This is a genomic window from Micromonospora sp. NPDC049645, assembly GCF_040675155.1.
Taxonomy (GTDB): Bacteria; Actinomycetota; Actinomycetes; order Mycobacteriales; family Micromonosporaceae; genus Micromonospora.
In genome coordinates this window covers 573190-590502 of record NZ_JBFAOI010000003.1, presented here as the reverse complement: position 1 = coordinate 590502, position 17313 = coordinate 573190, and the positions used below count along the sequence as shown (strand labels likewise).

Here is a 17313-nt window from a genome sequence, read left to right as displayed (position 1 = left end):
AGGACACCGACCGATGTTTCGTCGTACGCCGGAAGACCCGGCGATCGTGGCCGCCCGCGCGGCAGCCAACCGTGAATCCGCCGCCGCCGAAGTCGAGCGTGCCCGCTTGGTGGCGCAGCTCGACCGGGAACAGCAGGAAGCTAACGCTGAGCACACCCGCCGGCAGGCCATCGCTGATGAGCAGGAGCGCCGCCGCCGGGAGGCCGCCCGGCGCATCGACCGGGCGGAGGCCAGCGCCCGCCGCCGGAAGGCGCGAGCGATGTTCCTCGCGAAGCTGCGACCGGTGCTGCCGCTGCTGCTGATCAACGGCGGCGCGGCCTATGCGCAGGCCGCCTACGCGTACTCCGAGATCGCCCCGGCCGCGTGGAACGGACCGTCTCGGGTGGCGTTCGCGGTGGCCTTCTCCCTGGCTTTGGAGTCCATCGCTGTCTACGTCCAGTGGCACGCGCACGACGCGCTGATGCTCAAGGCCCACGCGACCGCGGCGTCGCTGCGCCGGGCCGCGTGGGGAATCGCCGCGGTGGTGGCCGCGATCAACTACGCGCACTTCGCCAACGGCATCGCGCCGACGGCGGCGGCTATCGCGTTCGCGCTGCTGTCGCTGCTCTCCCCGTGGTTGTGGGGGCTGCACACTCGCCGCGCGCAACATGTGCAGTTGCTGGCGGAGGACGCGAGCCTGATCGATGACGCCGGGGTGGAGTTCTCTCCGAAGCGCCGCCGGATGTTCCCGATCCGCTCCCTGATGGCCGCCCGGTGGTCGATCGAGCACAACGAACGCGACCCGCGCAAGGCGTGGGACGGCTACAACGCCGAGCGGGCCGCCCGCGCTGCCGCCCGCCAGGCGGACAAGGCCATCCGGGCGGAGAAGATCACCGCGCCGCCAACGGCCGACCCGACGCCGGAGGTGCCGGAGCACGCCGAGCCGGTCACCCCGACCTCGGTCGCGCCGGTTCGTGAGCCGGTCCGCCCGGCGCGGGTCACGGCCCGCTCCCTGACCGCCAGTGAGCGGGTCGTCGCCGCCCACATCGCCGACCCGACCGCACCCCACGGGCAGATCGCACGGGCCGCGAACGTCAGCGTGAGCACCGTCAAGCGCCACCGCCCCCACCCCGAGATCGGGTCACCATTCCGCCCGGACGCTGCGGCAACGACGGTCAACGGCACCCCCGTGGAGGTGGCCGCATGACCGCCGAGAACTTCCAGGCGTTCCGCCGGTCCGGGCAGACCAACAAGACCCGCTCGGTGAGCCAACCCGGCACCGCCGAGCAGGCCCGACACGCGGCCGACGCGAAGCGGCGAAAGCTACCGCGCGGTTCATCGGACACGTTCGAGGTCCGCAAACCCCGCAAGAAGTAGCGCCGCCCGGCGGCACGGCCACCGGCTCGCAACCTGAGCCGTGCCGCCGGCCCACCCCCTCAAGCCTCATCGACCCTCGGGAGATACCCCTCATGTTCCCAGACCCGACCGGCGTGCACGCGGCGACGTTCGCCGCCGTGTTCATCGCCCTCTACGTCGCTCACCAGGTGGGCGACCACTGGATCCAGACGCAGCATCAAGCCGACTGCAAGGGCCTGCCCGGCTGGCCGGGCCGGATCGCGTGCGCCGCGCACGTCGCCACCTACACCGCCACGGCCCTGCTCGCGTTGGTGTTCCTGATCGCGGGTACCGGGCTGCGGCTCGACCCGTGGGCGGTCGGCGTCGGGCTGACCGTCTCGGCGGTGTCGCACTACATCGCTGATCGGCGCACCCCGCTCAAGCGCATCGCTGACGCGCTCGGTTCGGCCCGCTTCTACGCGCTCGGCACCCCACGGCCCGGCCGCGACGACAACCCCTCGTTGGGAACCGGCGCGTACGCGCTGGATCAGTCCTGGCACATCGGGTTCCTGTTCGTCTCCGCCCTGCTCATCGCGGCCTGACCGCCTCCGTCGCCACCGGCTCATCCCCCGGTGGTGCGCGGAGGCCGCCAGAACCGATCTGGACGACACGACCGGAAGGAATACCCGTGGGTAAGAAGTACCTGTTCAGCGAGGACAGCAACGGCCGCTCCCGTGAGATCAAGGTCGACCCGAAGTACCTCGACCGGCAGATCCGCGAAGAGCGGGCCGCCGGGCGTACCCCGACCGTCATGGACGAAGACGAGCGCATCCGCTTCGGCCAGCTCTCCCAGCAGTTCAAGGGCCGCCGCTGATGGCGCACCGCTGCGGCCGATGCGGCTGCCTCCACGCCAACTCCGGCGGCATCCCCGGTCGGGGGTGCCTGTCCTGCGGGTGCGCGTGCGCCCCGCTCAACCGTGGCAAGACGTGCCGCTGCTGCGGCGCGACCGACAAGTAGCCCCGCCCGGCGGCACAGCCCGAATGGCCTGGAAACCAGTGCTGTGCCGCCGGTCCAACCCCTCAACCCGCTTGGGATCTCGGGAGGACCACCAGTATGTCGGATCGTCAACTCCGCGAGCAGCACGACCGGATCGTCGCTCGCAACCGAGAAGCCCGTGAGGCGCAGATGCGTGAGGCGCAGCGCCAAGCAGACGAGCGCAACCGCGCCCGCGCCGCCCGCCAGGCCGAGCAGGGCCGCAAGCGGTGAGCGCCGACCGGTTCGCAGCAGCCTACGAGCGGTGGCGCGACACCGACGCCGCCGCGACCGCCACCGGCAGCAAGGCCGCGCGGCAGGACGCCGAGCGGCAGCGCAAGGCCCTTCACGACAGCGCGGAGGCGCAGCGCGCCCGGCAGCGGCTCAACGGCCGGGCCGCGCCGCGCGACCGCCGCTGACCTTCCCCACCCGCGTACCGCTGACCGTTTCCGCCGCCACCGGCTCATCACCCGGTGGCGTCCGGTGGCCGCCAGACCGTCTGGACGGCCGGGAAGGAACACCCGTCATGGGCAGCAAGAAGAACGTGGCTTCCGGCACTGACCGCGTGGCCGTTCAGGCCGGGCAGGTCCACGGTCGCCGCGACGCCGGCAAGACCTCGAAGGACACCCCGAAGGCCGACCCGACGCCGGGCCGCACGGAGAACGTGCGCTCCGGCAACGCCCGCGTGGGCCGGCAGGCCGACGTGATCAGCGGGGACCTGCACATCCGGTTCTGACCCTGCTACCCGGCGGCGCGGCCCCCCTGGTCTGGCAACCAGGGCCGCGCCGCCGGCCCCCATCCCGCTTGAGTTGGAGGAAGCCCCATCATGACGCCCCCACCCGATGACGACCGTTTCGACTGGCAGGCCGCCGAACACGACCTGACCGATCCCGCTGCCGCCTCCGCCGAGGTGGTGGACCTAGACGACGCGCGTGCCCGGCGTGCGCCCCGCCCGCGTCCCCCGGCGGGTAACGAGCGCACGCACTTCGACGTGCCCCTGGATGAGGAGCCGACTCCGGGCGGCGGGCCGGTCGACCTGCCGCCGCTGGCCCCGTCGGGGCGTCAGCCGGTGGTGCCGCCGCACCTTCAGGGGTGGGCGAACATCAAGGCATCGGCCCGCTACGGCCTCGCGGTGACCGCCTACCGTGTCGGTTTCCACGGGCTGCGCTCACCCTGGTACGCCGCGCAGGCGTCGTTCTGGGCGGTGGTCGGGGTGTTTCGGCTGGCCAACCGGCAGCGTCGCTGGTGGTGGGTCAGTGAGCAGACCGCGTTGCGGCAGGCCGCCGCGGATGCCAACGACCCGGCGATGTGGCACAAGCTGCACCGCGAGGTGAAGGCGACCCGGGCGTGGCGCGGCACCGTCCTGGCAGTCGGCACCGCCACCGCCGTCATCGGTGCGCCGATCGTGTGGGCGCTGGCCCCGGGGTGGGCGCTCACCGTCGCCGTGCTGCTGGCGGTGGCCGGGTTGGCGCACGTCGGCCGCCCGGCGGACCGGCCGATCATCACCGCGGCGACGGTGGCCGGACGCTTCCGGCGGATCAACTCCGATGTGGTGTTGCGCGCCTACTACGCCGCCAGCCTCGGGCACCCCGACCGGGCGAATCAGCAGATCACGTTCGGGTCGAACATGTCGCGCGACCGCACGGACACCGGCTCTCAGGTGCTCATCGACCTGCCGTTCAACGGCAAGACCTGGGAAGACGTACTCAAGGCCCGCGCGGCGATCGCCGCCGGCCTCGACGTGTCGGTCAACCAGGTGTTCCTCACCCGTGACAAGACCTCTCACCGGCGGCACACGCTGTTCGTCGCCGACCGCGACCCCCTGGCGGTGGCCGCCGGTCGGACGCCGCTGCTGGACGGTAAGGCCCGCGACATCTGGGCACCGGCACCGTTCGGCCTCGACGAGCGCGGGCAGCGCGTCGAGCTGCTGCTGATGTGGATCAGCGTGCTCATTGGCGCGCAGCCCCGCAAGGGCAAGACGTTCGCCGCGCGGCTGCTGGCCCTGTATGCCGCTCTCGACCCGTACGTGCGGATCCTCACCGTCGACGGGAAGATGTCGGCCGACTGGGACAAGTTCCGGCTCATCGCGCACCGCTACGTGTGCGGGGTCGTGCCGAACACCCGCGACACCGACCCGATCACGCACCTACTGGACATGCTGCGCGAGGTCAAGGCCCACATCCAGGAGGTCAACGACTTCCTGGCGAAGCTGCCCACCTCCGAATGCCCGGAGGGGAAGATCACGCGGGAGCTGTCGCGTAAGTACCCGCTGCTGCGGGTGTGGCTGCTGGTCATGGAGGAGTTCCAGAACTACTTCGAGACCGACGACCAGGAGGTCAACAAGGAGATTGCCGGGCTGCTGTCGTTCATCATGGCCGTCGGCCCGTCCGCCGGAGTCATCATCTTGTCCAGCTCGCAGAAGCCCTCCGGGGTGGGCGCGGGTGACGTGGCCCGGCTGTTCAACCGCTACCGCGACAACCACGCCGTGCGCTTCGCGCTCAAGTGCGGCAACGACGTGGTGTCCCGGGCGATCCTCGGCGGGGACGCCTACTCCGAGGGCTTCGACGCCTCCGCCCTGCCCACCGGCAAGGAGTACCTCGGCGTCGGCATCCTCTACGGCGCGGACGACAACACCCCGATCGTGCGGACCTACCTCGCCGACCACGGCGACGCCGAGAAGATCCTCACCGCCGCCCGGCGGCTGCGCGAGGCCGCCGGCACCCTGTCCGGCTACGCCCTGGGCGAGCAGATCACCCGCGAGGTCCGCGACGTCCTCGCCGACGTGCGGACGGTGTTCCGGGGCAAGGAACCCGGCTTGCACTGGAAGGTCATCGCCGCGCGGCTGGCCGAGGAGATGCCGGAGCACTATGCCGACGCCACCGACGAATCCGTGTCCGCGCAGTGCCGCGCGGTCGGTGTACCGAGCGTGAACGTCAACATGCGTGGGTCGGTCAACCGGGGTGCCCGGAAGGTCGACATTGTCCGCCTGATGGACGACCGCGAATCTGCCTGAGATGTAGCGGCGGCGCTGTTACATGTAGCGCCGCCGCTACATCCACCCGCTACATGCCTGGCCAGCCCCTATGCGCCGATGTAGCGGGTAGCGCCACCAACCCCCGCACCTGCCGAATCCGGCCCTGGAGGCACCCGCATGCCCTCGCTAGCCGCTACAGCTACACCCGCCGCCGGCACCGCCGCCGTCCTCCTGCTCACCCTCGCCGCGCTCACGCTCGGTTACCTCGCGGTGTGCTGGGTGCGGCCGTTCCGCCGCTGCCGCCGCTGCCACGGCACCGGCCGCCGCCGCTCCCTGATCCTGCGCGCCGGCCGCGCGTGCCGCCGCTGCGACGGCACCGGCGAGCACATGCGACCCGGCCGCGCCGCCCTCAACTACTTCCGCGAACTGCACGACAAGGGGACCCCGCGATGACCACCACCACGACCACCACGACGGCGGCGCGCTTCACCAACAGCCAGCGCGCCGCCATCATCGTCTGCGCACCCGCCCGGCTCGCCCCCGGCATGCTGGCGCACAAGGTCGCCCACCACAGCATCGGCACCGACACTGACGGCAGCCCTTCCGGCGGCGGCAGGTTGGTGTTCACCGCTGACCGGCGGTGGGTCATCGCCGCGGCCTGCCAGCCCGCCCCCGACCCCGCCGACCCGCACACGGGTCGGGGATGGGCGGAGTACTCCGCCGGGTGGGCCGACCACATGGGCGCGCTGGCCTGCCCGGCGTGCTTCCCACCCGAGGGCATCTGATGGCCGGCTACGGCGACCGGCCCTCGGGACGCGACGCGCCGCTGTCCGGCCTGGAGGTCTGGCTGACCGGCACCGCCGCCGAACTCGACGCCGCCGCCCGCGCCCTGGCCGCCGCCGGACACGTCGCGTGGCGCGGACCGCACCGTCCGCTGACCGGTGCCGACGCCGGCCGCGCCCGGCTCTACCTGCGCCTGAACGTCACCCCCGCCCGGCGAGCCGGACGGCCGGCGCGGCCGGCCAGCGGCGACGGCGGGACCGTGCTGCCGTTTCCCGACCTGCTCTCCGGTGGCGCGGCGTGAGCGGACTCAACGTGTTGTCGCTGTTCACCGGCATCGGCGGGCTCGACCTGGGCTTGGAGCGCGCGGGAATGCGCGTGGTGGGTCAGGTCGAGATCGACCCGTTCTGCCGCTCGGTGCTGTCCCGACACTGGCCGGAGGTGCCCTGCCATGACGACGTTCGCACCGCCCCCTCCTGGTGGGGGGCCGGTCGTTCCCCTGTTCACGTGGTCGCCGGAGGTTTCCCCTGCCAGCCGTTCTCCACGGCGGGCCGCCGCCGTGGGGTCGCTGACGACCGGTGGGGATGGCCGTGGTTCCTCGACGTGGTACGCGCAGTACGACCCCGGTACGTGCTCGTGGAGAACGTCGCAGCTCTCCTTCGAGACGCTGACGCCTTCGGCTGGCTGCTCGGTGACCTGGCCGCGTCAGGGTTCGATGCGCAGTGGTCGGTGCTTTCCGCGTGCGCCGTGGGTGCACCACACGTGCGGGAACGCCTGTTCGTGGTGGCCCACCCCCACGGCGAGCATGGGCCGCTCAGGGTGGCCGATCCGCGCGAACCCCGAAGGCGGCACCGGCCGGCGCATGCGCCCGTCGGTGACCGAGCGGGTGCGTGGGTTCATCCGGTCGACGGGCTCATGGAGGCCGAGCGGCGAAGCCGTCGAGTGGCTGATGGGCTTCCCGACCGGCTGGAGCCTGCCCGCGTCCGAGCCCTCGGCAACGCCGTCGTCCCCGCCGTCGGCGAAGTCGTCGGCCGCCTGATCGTCGCCCACCACCGGCAGCACATCGGCTGACGCCGAACACCTGACCGGCGCGCTTCGCGCGCTCACCTCCGTTGGTGGCCAGCGCCCGCGCGGCGCTGGCCACCTGCACGCCGCTGCCCTGGAAGGACCGTCATGCCCGACCTTTCGCTGTTGCTGGCCGCCGCGCTCGCCCACGCCGCACGCGGCTGGCACGTGTTCCCGCTGCGTCCCGACGACAAGCGGCCCGCGTTCCCCGACCACACCGCCGACGACTGCACCAGTCGCGACCCGCGCTGCCGTACCGGCCACACCGGGTGGGAGCATCGCGCCACCACTGACCCGGATCGCATCCGCCGGGCGTGGTCGGCGCGCCCCTACGGGATCGGCATCGCGTGCGGGCCGTCCGCCCTGGTGGTGGTCGACCTCGACGTGCCCAAGCATCCCGACGACACCCCGCCGGCCGAGTGGGCGGGGGCGTGTGACGGCCTCGACGTGTTCGCCGCCCTCGCCGCACGCCACGGCACGCCGGTGGACCCGTTCGACGGGTTCGGCCCCGGCGCGCCGCCGCGCGGGGGAATCGACGCCACGTACACGGTGTCCACGGCCAGCGGCGGCAGTCACCTCTACTACCAGCACCCCGACAGCGGCAGGGAGCTGCGCAACACCACCGGCGACCGGGGCGGGCTCGGGTGGAAGGTCGACACCCGCGCGCACGGCGGCTACGTCGTGGCCGCCGGGTCCACCGTCAACGGCCGCCACTACGAGACGGTGTTGGACTGCGAGCCCGCGCCGCTGCCGGCATGGGTCGCCGCGCTGCTCGGCCCCGCCCCGCGGCAGGTCCACCGGGCCGCCGCGGTGGTGTTGCCGCCGGACCGGCACGGCCGGTATGTCGCCGCAGCGATCCGCCGGCAGGTCGACCACCTCACCGCCGCCCCCGAAGGGGAGCGGAACAACGCGCTGTTCATCAGCGCGGCGGTACTCGGCGAGCTGGTCGCTGGCGGCGCGCTCACCGACACCGACGTGTACACCGTGCTGGAACCCGCCGCCCTGACAACAGGGCTGTCGGCGCGTGAGGTGGCCCGCACGATCGCCTCCGGCCTGCGTGCCGGCGCGCGGCGACCCCGCTACCTGCGCGACATCCGGGAGGCGGCATGACCGAGCGGCTAAAGATCGGCACCGGACCCGAAAGCATCCGAGCGCTCAAAGCCTCGCTGGTGGACGGGCTGCTGCCCGACACGTACGTCTCCGGCGGAGCGCTGGTGCACATGGAAGCCGTCTCCGGCGGAGTGGCCGCCGCCGCCGACGAAGACTCCCTACTCCCGGTGAGCGCAAGCACAATCACGCCCGCCAGGTTGGCCGGGCTACTCGCCGAGCATGCCTACGTCTACCGGATCAAGTCCCGCAAGGATGAGCAGGGCAACCCCACCACCTACGAGGAAGAGGCCACCCCGTCGCGCGAGGTGCTGTCGTCGGTACTGGCCGGCAAGACGTGGCCGGGCGTACCCGGTCTGCGCGGAATCATCGGTGCCCCCGTGCTGCGCCGCGACGGCACCCTGTTGCAGGCACCCGGCTACGACCCCGCGACCGGCTTCTACCTCGCCTCGAAGGTCGCGCTGCCGGCCGTGCCGGAGGCGCCCACCGCGGAGCAGGTGGCAGAGGCACGGCGGTTCCTGCTCGGCCGGTTCCTGCGCGACTTCCCCTGGGCATCCGCCGCCGATCGGGCGAACTACATCGCGTTGTTGGCCACACCGATCCTGCGGCACTTCACCCGCTCCCTGACGCCGTTCGCGCTGATCGACGCCACCATGCCCTCATCCGGCAAGTCCATCCTCACCGCCGGACCCGGCATGCTCTACGGCCAGCGCGTCATGCCCTGGGCCTACGCCGAAGAGGAACTCCGCAAGTCCATCACCGCCGTGTTCGCCGAACAGGTCGGCGTCGTCATCTGGGACAACCTCGCCGAAGGAACCGTCATCGACTCGCCCACCCTCGCCCTGCTCGTCACCGCCGGAGAGTGGTCCGACCGCCAGTTGGGCGCATCCCGCAACATCGCCACCGCCAACGACCGGCTGTGGATGGCCACCGGCAACAACCTGCAAGTCGGAGGCGACATGGCCAGTCGCACCGTGCGCGTACACCTCGACCCGGACATGCCCCGCCCCGAACTACGCGACCAGTCCGGGTTCGGCATTCCGCACCTCGACCAGTGGATCACCCGACCGGCCAACCAACTCATCGTCCTGTGGCACCTGCTCGTGCTCGTGCTCGACTGGACCCGCCAGGGAGCCCCCCGCGTGACGGGGGTGTCGATGCGACAGTTCACCCCGTGGGCGCAGTACCTCGGCGGTTTCCTGGCTCACCACGACATCGACGGGTTCCTTGCCAACGCCGCCGACGTCCGCGAGATCGACCAAGGCGAACAGCGCTGGGGGGCGTTCCTCGCCACCTGGCACGACCGCCACGGCGACCGACCGATGACCGCCGCCGAGCTACGCAGCGACGCCGAACCGACGCACTTCGGCAGCGACCTGCACGACCCGTGGGACGGGCAGTTCATCACCACCGACTCCGGTCGCCTGCCCAACCCGCTGCATCTCGGCAAACTCCTGACCGGACAGTCCGGACGGTGGCGCGGCCAGTACGTCGTACGCACCGGCACCAACGACCGAGGCCGCGCCGTCTACTGGGCCGAACACCGCGACGACTAAAACCGCTGAACCAACTCGGCAATTCGGCAACTCCGCACAACTGGCCTCCGAGCTGGGAAAACAACCTGCCGAGTTGAAGTCATCGACAAAAGGCCAACTCGGCAACTCGGCATGATCATGCCGAGTTGAACCCCGTTTGCCGAGTTGCCGAGTTGCCGACCGAAACCAACTCGGCACGCGTTTCCGCAGGTCAACGGCACGTTTGCCGAGTTGCCGAATTGCCGAGTTGGTTCAGCCCCGCTCGCAAACGAGAAGGGCAGAACCCGCCCGGCGCGGCCCGACTACGACGACGGCCGCGTGGCCGCGTCCCGGGCCGCCTTGCGCTGCGCAGCGACCAGGCGGCGCTGCGCCGCCAGTTCCTGCTCGTGCCGCCGCAGCGCGGGCAGAACGTCCGACACGCCGAACGCCACCTTCGCGCCCACCAACTCGGCAATGCCATCGCTGTCAAGGCCGTAGGAGTGCAGGCTGTCGACCGCGTGCACCAGGGCAGCCGCTTGAACCGCCGGAGCCCACCGCGCCAGCACGTCCATCAAGTCCCCGAAGTTGTCGACCTTGACATACGGCGATCCCTGGTTGACGTCCCAGACGTCAATCAGGAACTCGTCACGGCCATCGACCATCCGCCGGAACGACTGAATACGCAGAGCCGACTCATCACCGCCGATCCCCAAAAACTCGGACCAGCCCTGCTGCTCCAGCCACTCCCTCACATCGACAGTGTCCGGCGCACCCTCAAACGGATTGAAGATCTCATAGCTCATCACCACATCCTGCCGGCACGACCCCACCCCGCCCAGCACCCGCACACCGCGCCGCGCGCCAATCTCAGCAAGACCGGCCCGCTCATAGCCACAGAGAAGAACCGACGCGTGGCCTAACCCCAACCCACCGCAGATCTTGGCTGTACGGCGCTCTCAGCGGGCTGCTCTGCGTCGTTCTGTAGCGACGCCTCCCTTTCCCTCCGCAGATGACCCAAGTCGACCGGAAAGCCCTCACCGTGCGTCTCAGACGGCCGCAACCCACGATCCGCCACTAAGGAGGCTCGCGCGTGAAGCCGGACACCCCCAAGCTTCACCAAGACAAGCCAGGCCCCCCCGGAACGCTTTACCGCCCCGCCGAAGTCGCCAAAATCCTTCGCTGTTCTGAGTGGTGGGTAAAAGAGCAGGCCCGGAACGGTCGAATTCCCTATAGCTGGATCGGGGGAAGCTACCGGTTCACTGACGTGCATATTGCTGAGATCGTTCGGCTGTTCGAACGCCGACCTGCTGTCGATATGTCATTGGGCCGTACGTCCACCCCACGCCACAGTCGATCAGAAGGCACTGATCCGGCAGTCCAGCTCAAGGCGCGACCGCCCCGCCGGGCGCGTCGTGTGGCCGAACAAGCACCCCTCGCTGCCTAGAAATTTTGTTTCCGGTGCCGCCCGGCCTCATGTCGGGCGGCACCGTGCTATAAGGAGGCTGGTTTGGGATACGCCGAGAATCGCGGAGATTACTGGCGAGGGCGGTACAAGACAACGTCTGGCAAGTACGGCACCGTCAGTGACGCGACCGGCGCAACCGTTCGCTTCCGCAATAAACGTGAGGCTGAACGCGCCGCCAACGACGAAGAGGCCAAAGTGCGTGCCGGCCGTCTTCGCAACCCGGCGGCAAGCCGGATCACCTTCGGCCAGTACGTCAGCTCGTGGTACGCCGCGCAGGATCTGGCCGCATCGACGTTGCAGAACTATAAGCGGCACATCGAGGAACACCTGTTGCCCGCGTTCGAGCACACGGCGATTGTTGACCTGACAGCCACGGACGTGGCTGCCTGGGTAAAGAAGGAAAGAGCGCTCGGCTATGCCGAGTCGAGTATCAAGACATGGCGCGCGACCCTTCACCTCATTTTTGCTGACGCTGTAGAAGAGGGACTACGGGATTCCAATCCCGCCACCCGTCGCCGTGGGCGAGGTAAACGCGCTGGCCGCTCACGCAATCGAGGCCCGGAGAAGGCCGTTACGGACCCGCTTGGCATCTTGCTACTTGCCGAGCGTGCCGCGCTCCTGTCCGGTCGCGATGACGAATTCACGGCCGTTGTGCTCAAGGGTTACACGGGCATTCGGTGGGGCGAACTGGTCGGACTGGAGACGCAGTACGTGCGTTCGACCGGTTTAAGAGTGGAGTGGCAGCTATACGAACTTGACACCGGCGAACTGCACCGCTGCCCGCCTAAGGATGATTCCCACCGTACGATCGATCTGCCGCCGTGGCTATTCGGGCTGGTGTCCGATCACATCGCGAGCACGGAACCCAAGCCCTGCCCTTGCCACGGACTGAAGTACGTCTTCGGCGGCTATCGTGCCGCTAACGGGGCGGCGCAACGACCAGGGCCGAAGCTTGTCGACGTTGCCCGCCGCGCGGGCGTATCGACTGGCACCGCCTCTGCGGCCATGAATCATTCAGAGGTCGTGCGGGAGGCGACGCGCGTCAAGGTTCTGGCTGCGGCCGAAGACCTCGGATATGTCCGTGGCGCTGGATCGTCGGGGGAGTTGGCGGCGCATTGGCGGCGCAACAGCTTCGCTACGTGGCTTTTCCACCCGTCGGCTACTGGCTGGTATCCGAAGAAGGCCCCGCAGGAGGCGCGACCGGTGCCGCTGCTGGCTGACCCATGGCCAGGTGTGCCCGCGCGTGGCCGGAACGCTGCCGCACGTGCTGATTCGTGTTGGCTGCCGATCGCGCCCGGTCTGACGCCGCACGGGCTTCGGCACACGCACAAGACGGTCATGGTCGGCGCGGGCATTCCTTCGAAGCTGATGGATGACCGGATGGGGCACGAGGATGGTTCGGTACAGGCTCGCTATTCGCACGTCACGCAGGACATGCGGCAACGCCTCGTGGTCACCCTCACTGACCTGTGGGAAGCGTCGCTCGCGGCCCGCCGGGAGATGTCGCCCGGCTCGCCCGTGGGTGCGCTAGACCGGCTGTTGAGAGTGCCTGCGTAAGAGTGCCCTGGGAGCCGCGCTTCCCAAGATTTTCTCCCAGATTTCTCCCGAGGGCATTCTCGGGAGACAGTTCAGGGCCGGTCCCCTTTGCGGGAAACCGGCCCTGAACTGGCCTTACCTCTGGTCGGGGTGGCCGGATTCGAACCGACGACCTCTTCGTCCCGAACGAAGCGCGCTACCAAGCTGCGCCACACCCCGAGGCGTGCCGACAAATAGTAGCCCACCCGCCTCGATGGTCAAACTCGGTACCCCCGCCGCTTGGCGGCGATCGCGGGCGGCCTAGGTCGTTGATCGACTCGGCTTCAGGGAAGCCGGGGTGTCGGCATGACCAGGACACCCCAACTCCCAGGAACCGGAGTCGATCAACGACCGCCCGGACCCGCGCGGCGGGCCGACCACGGTCAGCGGGGGATGAGGGTGAGGACGCTGGCCTCCGGGGGGCAGGAGAAGCGGACCGGGGCGGTCGGGTGGGTGCCGAGGCCGGCGGAGACGTGCAGCCAGGAGTCCGACCCGGGCCAGCGGTGCAGGCCGCGCGCCATCGAGCGGGGCAGGCCGCAGTTGGTCACCAGCGCCCCGAAGCCCGGTACGCAGACCTGACCACCGTGGGTGTGCCCGGCCAGCAGCAGCCCGAAGCCGTCCGCGGCCATCTGGTCGAGCACCCGTGGCTCGGGTGAGTGTGTCACCGCGATGGACAGATCGGCCGAGGAGGAGACCGCGCCGGCCACCGAGGGGTAGTCGTCCCGGTCGATGTGCGGGTCGTCCACGCCGACCAGGTCGAGTTGCCGACCGCCGGCCTTCAGCATGGTCCGGGCGTTGTTGAGGTCGGCCCAGCCGGCGCCGGTGAAGACCTGACGCAGCTCCTCGTAGGGCAGCTCGACGCCCTCGGTGTACTCCCGGTCCGGCAGGAAGTAGGTGAAGGGGTTCTTCAACACCGGCCCGGTGTAGTCGTTGGAGCCGAACACGAACGCGCCCGGGTAGTCCAGCAGTGGTTGCAGGGCCCGTAGCACTCCGGGCACCGCGCCCGGGTGGGCCATGTTGTCGCCGGTCACCACCACCAGGTCGGGGTCGAGGGCGGCCAGCGACGCCACCCAGCGCTGCTTGCGTGCCTGGTCGGGCATCATGTGCAGGTCCGACAGGTGCAGCACGCGCAGCGGCTCGGCGTCGGCCGGGAGCACCGGCACGTCGTACCGCCGCAGGGTGAACATATTGCGCTCGACGAGCGACGCGTACGCGAGGGTGGCCGCGCCGATCGTGGCGGTTCCGGCGGCGAGCCGGAATAGTGTGCGCTTTCGCATGGCGTTCAGGGTAGTTTGACCGTCCATGAGCACGCTGAAGGACCGCCTCACCGCCGACATGCGTTCCGCGCTCAAGGCGCGCGACGAGCTGACCACCTCCACGCTGCGGATGGCCCTGGCCGCCGTGGGCACCGCCGAGGTCGCCGGCAAGGCCAAGCGCGAGCTCACCGATGACGAGGTGCTCGCCGTGTTGACCAAGGAAGCCAAGAAGCGTCGGGAGGCGGCCACCGCCTTCGCCGATGCCGGCCGCGCGGAGCAGGCCGCGAAGGAGAGCGCCGAGGGTGAGGTGTTGGACCGCTACCTGCCCAAGCAACTGTCCGACGCCGAACTGACCGAGCTGGTGTCGGGGGCGCTCGCCGAGGGCGGCTTCACCGGGAAGGCCCAGATGGGCCCGGCGATGAAGGCGGCCCAGGCCGCGGTGGCGGGCCAGGCCGAGGGCGGTCGGGTCGCCGCCGAGGTACGCCGACAGCTCGGTCTCTGAGCCGGCCTGAGCCGGCAGAACCGGCAGTACGGCGACGGTCGACGCGGCCGTTCCGGACAGACGAACGGGCGGGCACCCGAGGAGGGTGCCCGCCCGTTGTGTCCCGTTCGTCGGCTCAGCCGCCCGGACGGCCGTTGCCCGGTCGACCGGGCTGGTTGCCGGGCGGACCGCCCGGGGTGCCGTCGCTGTTGCCCGGCGTGCCGCCGCCGCTGCTGACCTGGATGGTGACCAGACCACCCTTGATCGTGCGGCCGTCGGGGCTGGTGCCGGCCGCGTCGCCCGCCTTGCAGGAGGACGGCACCTTCGTGCTGGAGACGACCGGCTCGAAGCCGGCGCCCTTGAGCCGGGACTTCGCCTGGTCCACCGAAACGCACTTCACGTCGGGGATGCTGCGCTGGTCGCCCTCGGAGATCTTCTGACCCGGCGGCTCGAAGTCCATCCGCGGTTTGCCCTTCATCGCGTCCCGCAGCGTCTCCCACACCGGCGGGTTGATGCCGTCCTTCTCAGCGTGCTTCATCTTCACGTTGGTCTGCGGCCAGTCCGGGTCGGCCATGATGCCGGCGACCGCGTACTGCTTGGTCATCGCGACCAGCGCGGCGGTCTTCTCCGAGTCGGTGGTGCCGGACTTGCCGGCCACCGGGTAACCGACGTCGCCACGGACGTTTCCGGCGGTCGCCCCCGTGCACCGGGAGGACGACGACTTGTCACCGACCGGGCACCGGGCCGCGTCCACCGCGGCGCGGGCCACGTCGGTGCTGAACCGCTTCTCGCAGCGCGGGTTGGCGATGTCGAGCTTGTTGCCCTCCGGGTCGCGGATCTCCTGCACCGGAATCGGTTCGCAGTACTTGCCGTCCGCGGCGAGGGTGGCGTAGGCGTTGGCCAGGTCCAGTGGGGTGGTCTGCGAGACGCCCAGGGTGAACGCGCCCCACTGGTGCGCCCCCTTCTCCAGGTCCAGGTCTTCCTCGGACCGGAAGTTGATGCCCAGCCGCTTGGCTGCCTTGACCACGTTCTCGGCGCCGACCTGCTGTTGCAGCGGCACGAAGTAGGTGTTCACCGAACGGCCGAAGGCGCTCCACATGTTGTGTACGCCGGCCATGCTCTCGGTCGAGTTGGTGGGGCAGTAGAGGTTGGTGCCGGGGCAGGCCGCCGGGCCGGGGCGGATGATGTACTCCGACCTGAACTGCTTCGGCGCGTTGATCGTGTGGCTGAGCGGGATGCCCTTCTCCAGGGCCGCGACGATGGTGAACATTTTGAACGTCGATCCGGCCTGGTAGCCGGTGATGCCGTCGCCGCCGGTGAGCAGCGGGTTGACCGTCGCCGGGTAGTTGCCCCGGATCTTCTTCCGGCTCTTCGCCGGATCGCTGGAGAGCTTGTTCTTCGGGTTTTTCGGGTCGTCCAGCTTGAACTGCCGGTTGACCGCCAGCGCCCGGACCCGGCCGGTGCCGGGCTCGACCACCGCGACCATGGCGGCTTCCTTGCTGTTCTCGCTCTTGGCCTTGCGGACCGCCTTGTCGGCTGCCTTCTGCGCCTGCACGTCGATCGAGGTCACGACGGTGTAGCCGCCGCTCTTGAGCCGCCGCTCCCGGTCGTACGTGGTCGAGCCGAACGTCTCCTGCTGCATCCACCAGCGGTAGAAGTAGTCGCAGAAGAAGCCCCAGCTGTTGACGTTGGCCGAGACGCAGCCGTTGGGGGTGCGCTTGTCCTTCACCTTCAGCTCGACGGCCTTGGCGGCGTCGGCCTCCTGCGGGGTGATGGCCTTGATGTCGACCATGTTGTCGATGACGTAGTTGCGCCGTTCCAGAGCGAGCGGGTAACCGGCCTCGGTGGTCGGGTCGTTCGTCGTCGGGGCCTTGACCATGCCGGCCAGCAGGGCCGCTTCCTCGATCTTCAGCTTGCTCGGCGGCTTACCGAAGTAGACCTGGCTGGCGGCGAAGACGCCGTACGCGCCGTTGCCGAACGAGGCGAGGTTGAGGTAGCGGGTGAGGATCTCGTCCTTGGAGAACTCCTTGTCGACCTGGAGGGCCAGCCGCATCTCGCGCAGCTTGCGGGCGCTGGTGTCCTCGGTCGCCGCCACCACGTCGGCCGGGTGGGTGGCCGAGTAGGCGATGGCCAGCCGGACGTACTGCATGGTCAGCGTCGAGGCGCCCTGCCGGCCGGCGGCCTCGTTCTGGTTGTTGACGAACGCGCGGGCGACACCGTTGATGTCGACGCCGTTGTGCTTGTAGAAGTCGTGATCCTCGGCCGCGATGATGGCCTTCTGCATGTACGGCGAGATATCAGCGAGCTTGACGTCGCGCCGGTTCTCGTCGTACATCGTCGCGAGCGGTGTCTTGCCGTCGGAGGCAAGTAGGTAGCTGATCTGCGGCGCGCGGGCCACCGTCAGCTCCGTGGGCAGGGCGCCGAATGTTTCGGCACCGGCCTTGGCCGCCAAGCCGGACATCGCCACCGCGGGAAAGGCCGCCGCAGCGACCACTACGCCGGCCAGCAGGCCACACACGAGTAGCGATGCGGCGTTGGTCAGCACATTGTGGTCACGTTTCCGCATCCAGGTCACCTCGACAGGGTACGCGAGTAGGGAACGAGGGGCGCTGGGGCGTTCTTTCCCCATTTCCTGCGCGCGCTGCCCTCGTTGTGCTAAACGCACGACCCCCGGTGCTTGGTTGCGTGTGACCTGGCGTGAGTCTCCTCCGATTCAGGGAGGCGGCGCAGCGTTATCGCTGACCTCGGCG

The 17313-nt window shown here is 69.9% G+C and carries 20 protein-coding genes and 1 tRNA gene; 17 read left to right on the top strand and 4 right to left on the bottom strand.

The window, feature by feature from the left end:
- Positions 1–13: 13 nt before the first annotated feature.
- The 14 genes from AB0J33_RS11335 (at position 14) to AB0J33_RS11270 (ending at position 9828) form a co-directional block, all read left to right on the top strand.
- Entirely contained in the window at positions 14–1186 is a 1173-nt protein-coding gene (locus AB0J33_RS11335; protein ID WP_363612272.1) for a hypothetical protein, read from the top strand.
- Positions 1183–1356 (top strand): hypothetical protein, encoded by a 174-nt coding sequence (locus AB0J33_RS11330; protein ID WP_363612270.1) that lies wholly within the window; start codon positions 1183–1185, stop codon positions 1354–1356. The genes AB0J33_RS11335 and AB0J33_RS11330 overlap by 4 nt, the downstream gene beginning before the upstream one ends.
- Before the next feature lie 92 nt (positions 1357–1448).
- On the top strand, positions 1449–1916 hold the full coding sequence (locus AB0J33_RS11325) for a DUF3307 domain-containing protein (protein ID WP_363612268.1): 468 nt from the start codon (positions 1449–1451) through the stop codon (positions 1914–1916).
- 86 nt (positions 1917–2002) lie between these two features.
- A complete protein-coding gene (locus AB0J33_RS11320) occupies positions 2003–2188 on the top strand; it encodes a hypothetical protein (protein WP_363612266.1) in 186 nt (61 codons plus the stop codon).
- A 239-nt stretch (positions 2189–2427) separates the two neighbouring features.
- Entirely contained in the window at positions 2428–2580 is a 153-nt protein-coding gene (locus AB0J33_RS11315; RefSeq protein ID WP_363612264.1) for a hypothetical protein, read from the top strand.
- Positions 2577–2765: a hypothetical protein gene (locus AB0J33_RS11310; protein ID WP_363612262.1), complete on the top strand. Its 189-nt coding sequence runs from the start codon at positions 2577–2579 to the stop codon at positions 2763–2765. The genes AB0J33_RS11315 and AB0J33_RS11310 overlap by 4 nt, the downstream gene beginning before the upstream one ends.
- Before the next feature lie 107 nt (positions 2766–2872).
- Positions 2873–3082, top strand: a complete 210-nt coding sequence (locus AB0J33_RS11305) for a hypothetical protein (RefSeq protein ID WP_363612260.1) — start codon at positions 2873–2875, stop codon at positions 3080–3082.
- A gap of 90 nt (positions 3083–3172) precedes the next feature.
- The gene (locus AB0J33_RS11300; protein WP_363612258.1) at positions 3173–5359 is read left to right on the top strand and encodes a cell division protein FtsK; all 2187 of its coding nucleotides are present in this window, start codon (positions 3173–3175) and stop codon (positions 5357–5359) included.
- Positions 5360–5497: 138 nt separating this feature from the next.
- The gene (locus AB0J33_RS11295; RefSeq protein WP_363612256.1) at positions 5498–5773 is read left to right on the top strand and encodes a hypothetical protein; all 276 of its coding nucleotides are present in this window, start codon (positions 5498–5500) and stop codon (positions 5771–5773) included.
- On the top strand, positions 5770–6105 hold the full coding sequence (locus tag AB0J33_RS11290) for a hypothetical protein (protein ID WP_363612254.1): 336 nt from the start codon (positions 5770–5772) through the stop codon (positions 6103–6105). The genes AB0J33_RS11295 and AB0J33_RS11290 overlap by 4 nt, the downstream gene beginning before the upstream one ends.
- Positions 6105–6404 carry a hypothetical protein gene (locus AB0J33_RS11285; RefSeq protein WP_363612406.1) on the top strand — a complete coding sequence of 100 codons (300 nt, stop codon included), beginning with the start codon at positions 6105–6107 and terminating at the stop codon, positions 6402–6404. Before AB0J33_RS11290 ends, AB0J33_RS11285 begins: the two co-directional genes overlap by 1 nt.
- A gap of 11 nt (positions 6405–6415) precedes the next feature.
- Positions 6416–7171 (top strand): DNA cytosine methyltransferase, encoded by a 756-nt coding sequence (locus AB0J33_RS11280; protein ID WP_363612404.1) that lies wholly within the window; start codon positions 6416–6418, stop codon positions 7169–7171.
- A 102-nt stretch (positions 7172–7273) separates the two neighbouring features.
- Positions 7274–8275: a bifunctional DNA primase/polymerase gene (locus AB0J33_RS11275; RefSeq protein ID WP_363612252.1), complete on the top strand. Its 1002-nt coding sequence runs from the start codon at positions 7274–7276 to the stop codon at positions 8273–8275.
- Entirely contained in the window at positions 8272–9828 is a 1557-nt protein-coding gene (locus tag AB0J33_RS11270) for a hypothetical protein (RefSeq protein ID WP_363612250.1), read from the top strand. Before AB0J33_RS11275 ends, AB0J33_RS11270 begins: the two co-directional genes overlap by 4 nt.
- Before the next feature lie 281 nt (positions 9829–10109).
- Here AB0J33_RS11270 and AB0J33_RS11265 read toward each other — a convergent pair whose 3' ends face one another.
- Positions 10110–10589, bottom strand: a complete 480-nt coding sequence (locus AB0J33_RS11265; protein ID WP_363612248.1) for a hypothetical protein — start codon at positions 10587–10589, stop codon at positions 10110–10112.
- A 287-nt stretch (positions 10590–10876) separates the two neighbouring features.
- Here AB0J33_RS11265 and AB0J33_RS11260 point away from each other — a divergent pair, with 287 nt between their 5' ends.
- Together AB0J33_RS11260 and AB0J33_RS11255 are read left to right on the top strand one after the other, a co-directional pair.
- Positions 10877–11230: a helix-turn-helix domain-containing protein gene (locus AB0J33_RS11260; protein ID WP_363612246.1), complete on the top strand. Its 354-nt coding sequence runs from the start codon at positions 10877–10879 to the stop codon at positions 11228–11230.
- A 63-nt stretch (positions 11231–11293) separates the two neighbouring features.
- Entirely contained in the window at positions 11294–12808 is a 1515-nt protein-coding gene (locus AB0J33_RS11255; protein ID WP_363612244.1) for a LacI family DNA-binding transcriptional regulator, read from the top strand.
- A gap of 121 nt (positions 12809–12929) precedes the next feature.
- Here AB0J33_RS11255 and AB0J33_RS11250 read toward each other — a convergent pair.
- Positions 12930–13006: transfer RNA gene (locus AB0J33_RS11250), tRNA-Pro, on the bottom strand.
- Between the two features lie 203 nt (positions 13007–13209).
- Positions 13210–14103: a metallophosphoesterase gene (locus tag AB0J33_RS11245; protein WP_363612242.1), complete on the bottom strand. Its 894-nt coding sequence runs from the start codon at positions 14101–14103 to the stop codon at positions 13210–13212.
- 25 nt (positions 14104–14128) lie between these two features.
- Here AB0J33_RS11245 and AB0J33_RS11240 point away from each other — a divergent pair, with 25 nt between their 5' ends.
- Positions 14129–14584, top strand: coding sequence for a GatB/YqeY domain-containing protein (locus AB0J33_RS11240; RefSeq protein WP_363612240.1), 456 nt, complete (start codon positions 14129–14131; stop codon positions 14582–14584).
- A gap of 115 nt (positions 14585–14699) precedes the next feature.
- Here the strand turns inward: AB0J33_RS11240 and AB0J33_RS11235 are convergent, their stop codons facing one another.
- Entirely contained in the window at positions 14700–17129 is a 2430-nt protein-coding gene (locus tag AB0J33_RS11235) for a transglycosylase domain-containing protein (protein ID WP_363612238.1), read from the bottom strand.
- Between the last annotated feature and the right edge of the window lie 184 nt (positions 17130–17313).

Coding starts and splice junctions, on each gene's coding strand:
- AB0J33_RS11240 (WP_363612240.1), top strand. CDS start 14,129: ATGAGCACGCTGAAGGACCGCCTCACCGCCGACATGCGTTCCGCGCTC.
- AB0J33_RS11285 (WP_363612406.1), top strand. CDS start 6,105: ATGGCCGGCTACGGCGACCGGCCCTCGGGACGCGACGCGCCGCTGTCC.
- AB0J33_RS11290 (WP_363612254.1), top strand. CDS start 5,770: ATGACCACCACCACGACCACCACGACGGCGGCGCGCTTCACCAACAGC.
- AB0J33_RS11245 (WP_363612242.1), bottom strand. CDS start 14,103: ATGCGAAAGCGCACACTATTCCGGCTCGCCGCCGGAACCGCCACGATC.
- AB0J33_RS11235 (WP_363612238.1), bottom strand. CDS start 17,129: ATGCGGAAACGTGACCACAATGTGCTGACCAACGCCGCATCGCTACTC.
- AB0J33_RS11305 (WP_363612260.1), top strand. CDS start 2,873: ATGGGCAGCAAGAAGAACGTGGCTTCCGGCACTGACCGCGTGGCCGTT.
- AB0J33_RS11265 (WP_363612248.1), bottom strand. CDS start 10,589: ATGAGCTATGAGATCTTCAATCCGTTTGAGGGTGCGCCGGACACTGTC.
- AB0J33_RS11325 (WP_363612268.1), top strand. CDS start 1,449: ATGTTCCCAGACCCGACCGGCGTGCACGCGGCGACGTTCGCCGCCGTG.
- AB0J33_RS11315 (WP_363612264.1), top strand. CDS start 2,428: ATGTCGGATCGTCAACTCCGCGAGCAGCACGACCGGATCGTCGCTCGC.
- AB0J33_RS11275 (WP_363612252.1), top strand. CDS start 7,274: ATGCCCGACCTTTCGCTGTTGCTGGCCGCCGCGCTCGCCCACGCCGCA.
- AB0J33_RS11270 (WP_363612250.1), top strand. CDS start 8,272: ATGACCGAGCGGCTAAAGATCGGCACCGGACCCGAAAGCATCCGAGCG.
- AB0J33_RS11295 (WP_363612256.1), top strand. CDS start 5,498: ATGCCCTCGCTAGCCGCTACAGCTACACCCGCCGCCGGCACCGCCGCC.
- AB0J33_RS11335 (WP_363612272.1), top strand. CDS start 14: ATGTTTCGTCGTACGCCGGAAGACCCGGCGATCGTGGCCGCCCGCGCG.
- AB0J33_RS11300 (WP_363612258.1), top strand. CDS start 3,173: ATGACGCCCCCACCCGATGACGACCGTTTCGACTGGCAGGCCGCCGAA.
- AB0J33_RS11330 (WP_363612270.1), top strand. CDS start 1,183: ATGACCGCCGAGAACTTCCAGGCGTTCCGCCGGTCCGGGCAGACCAAC.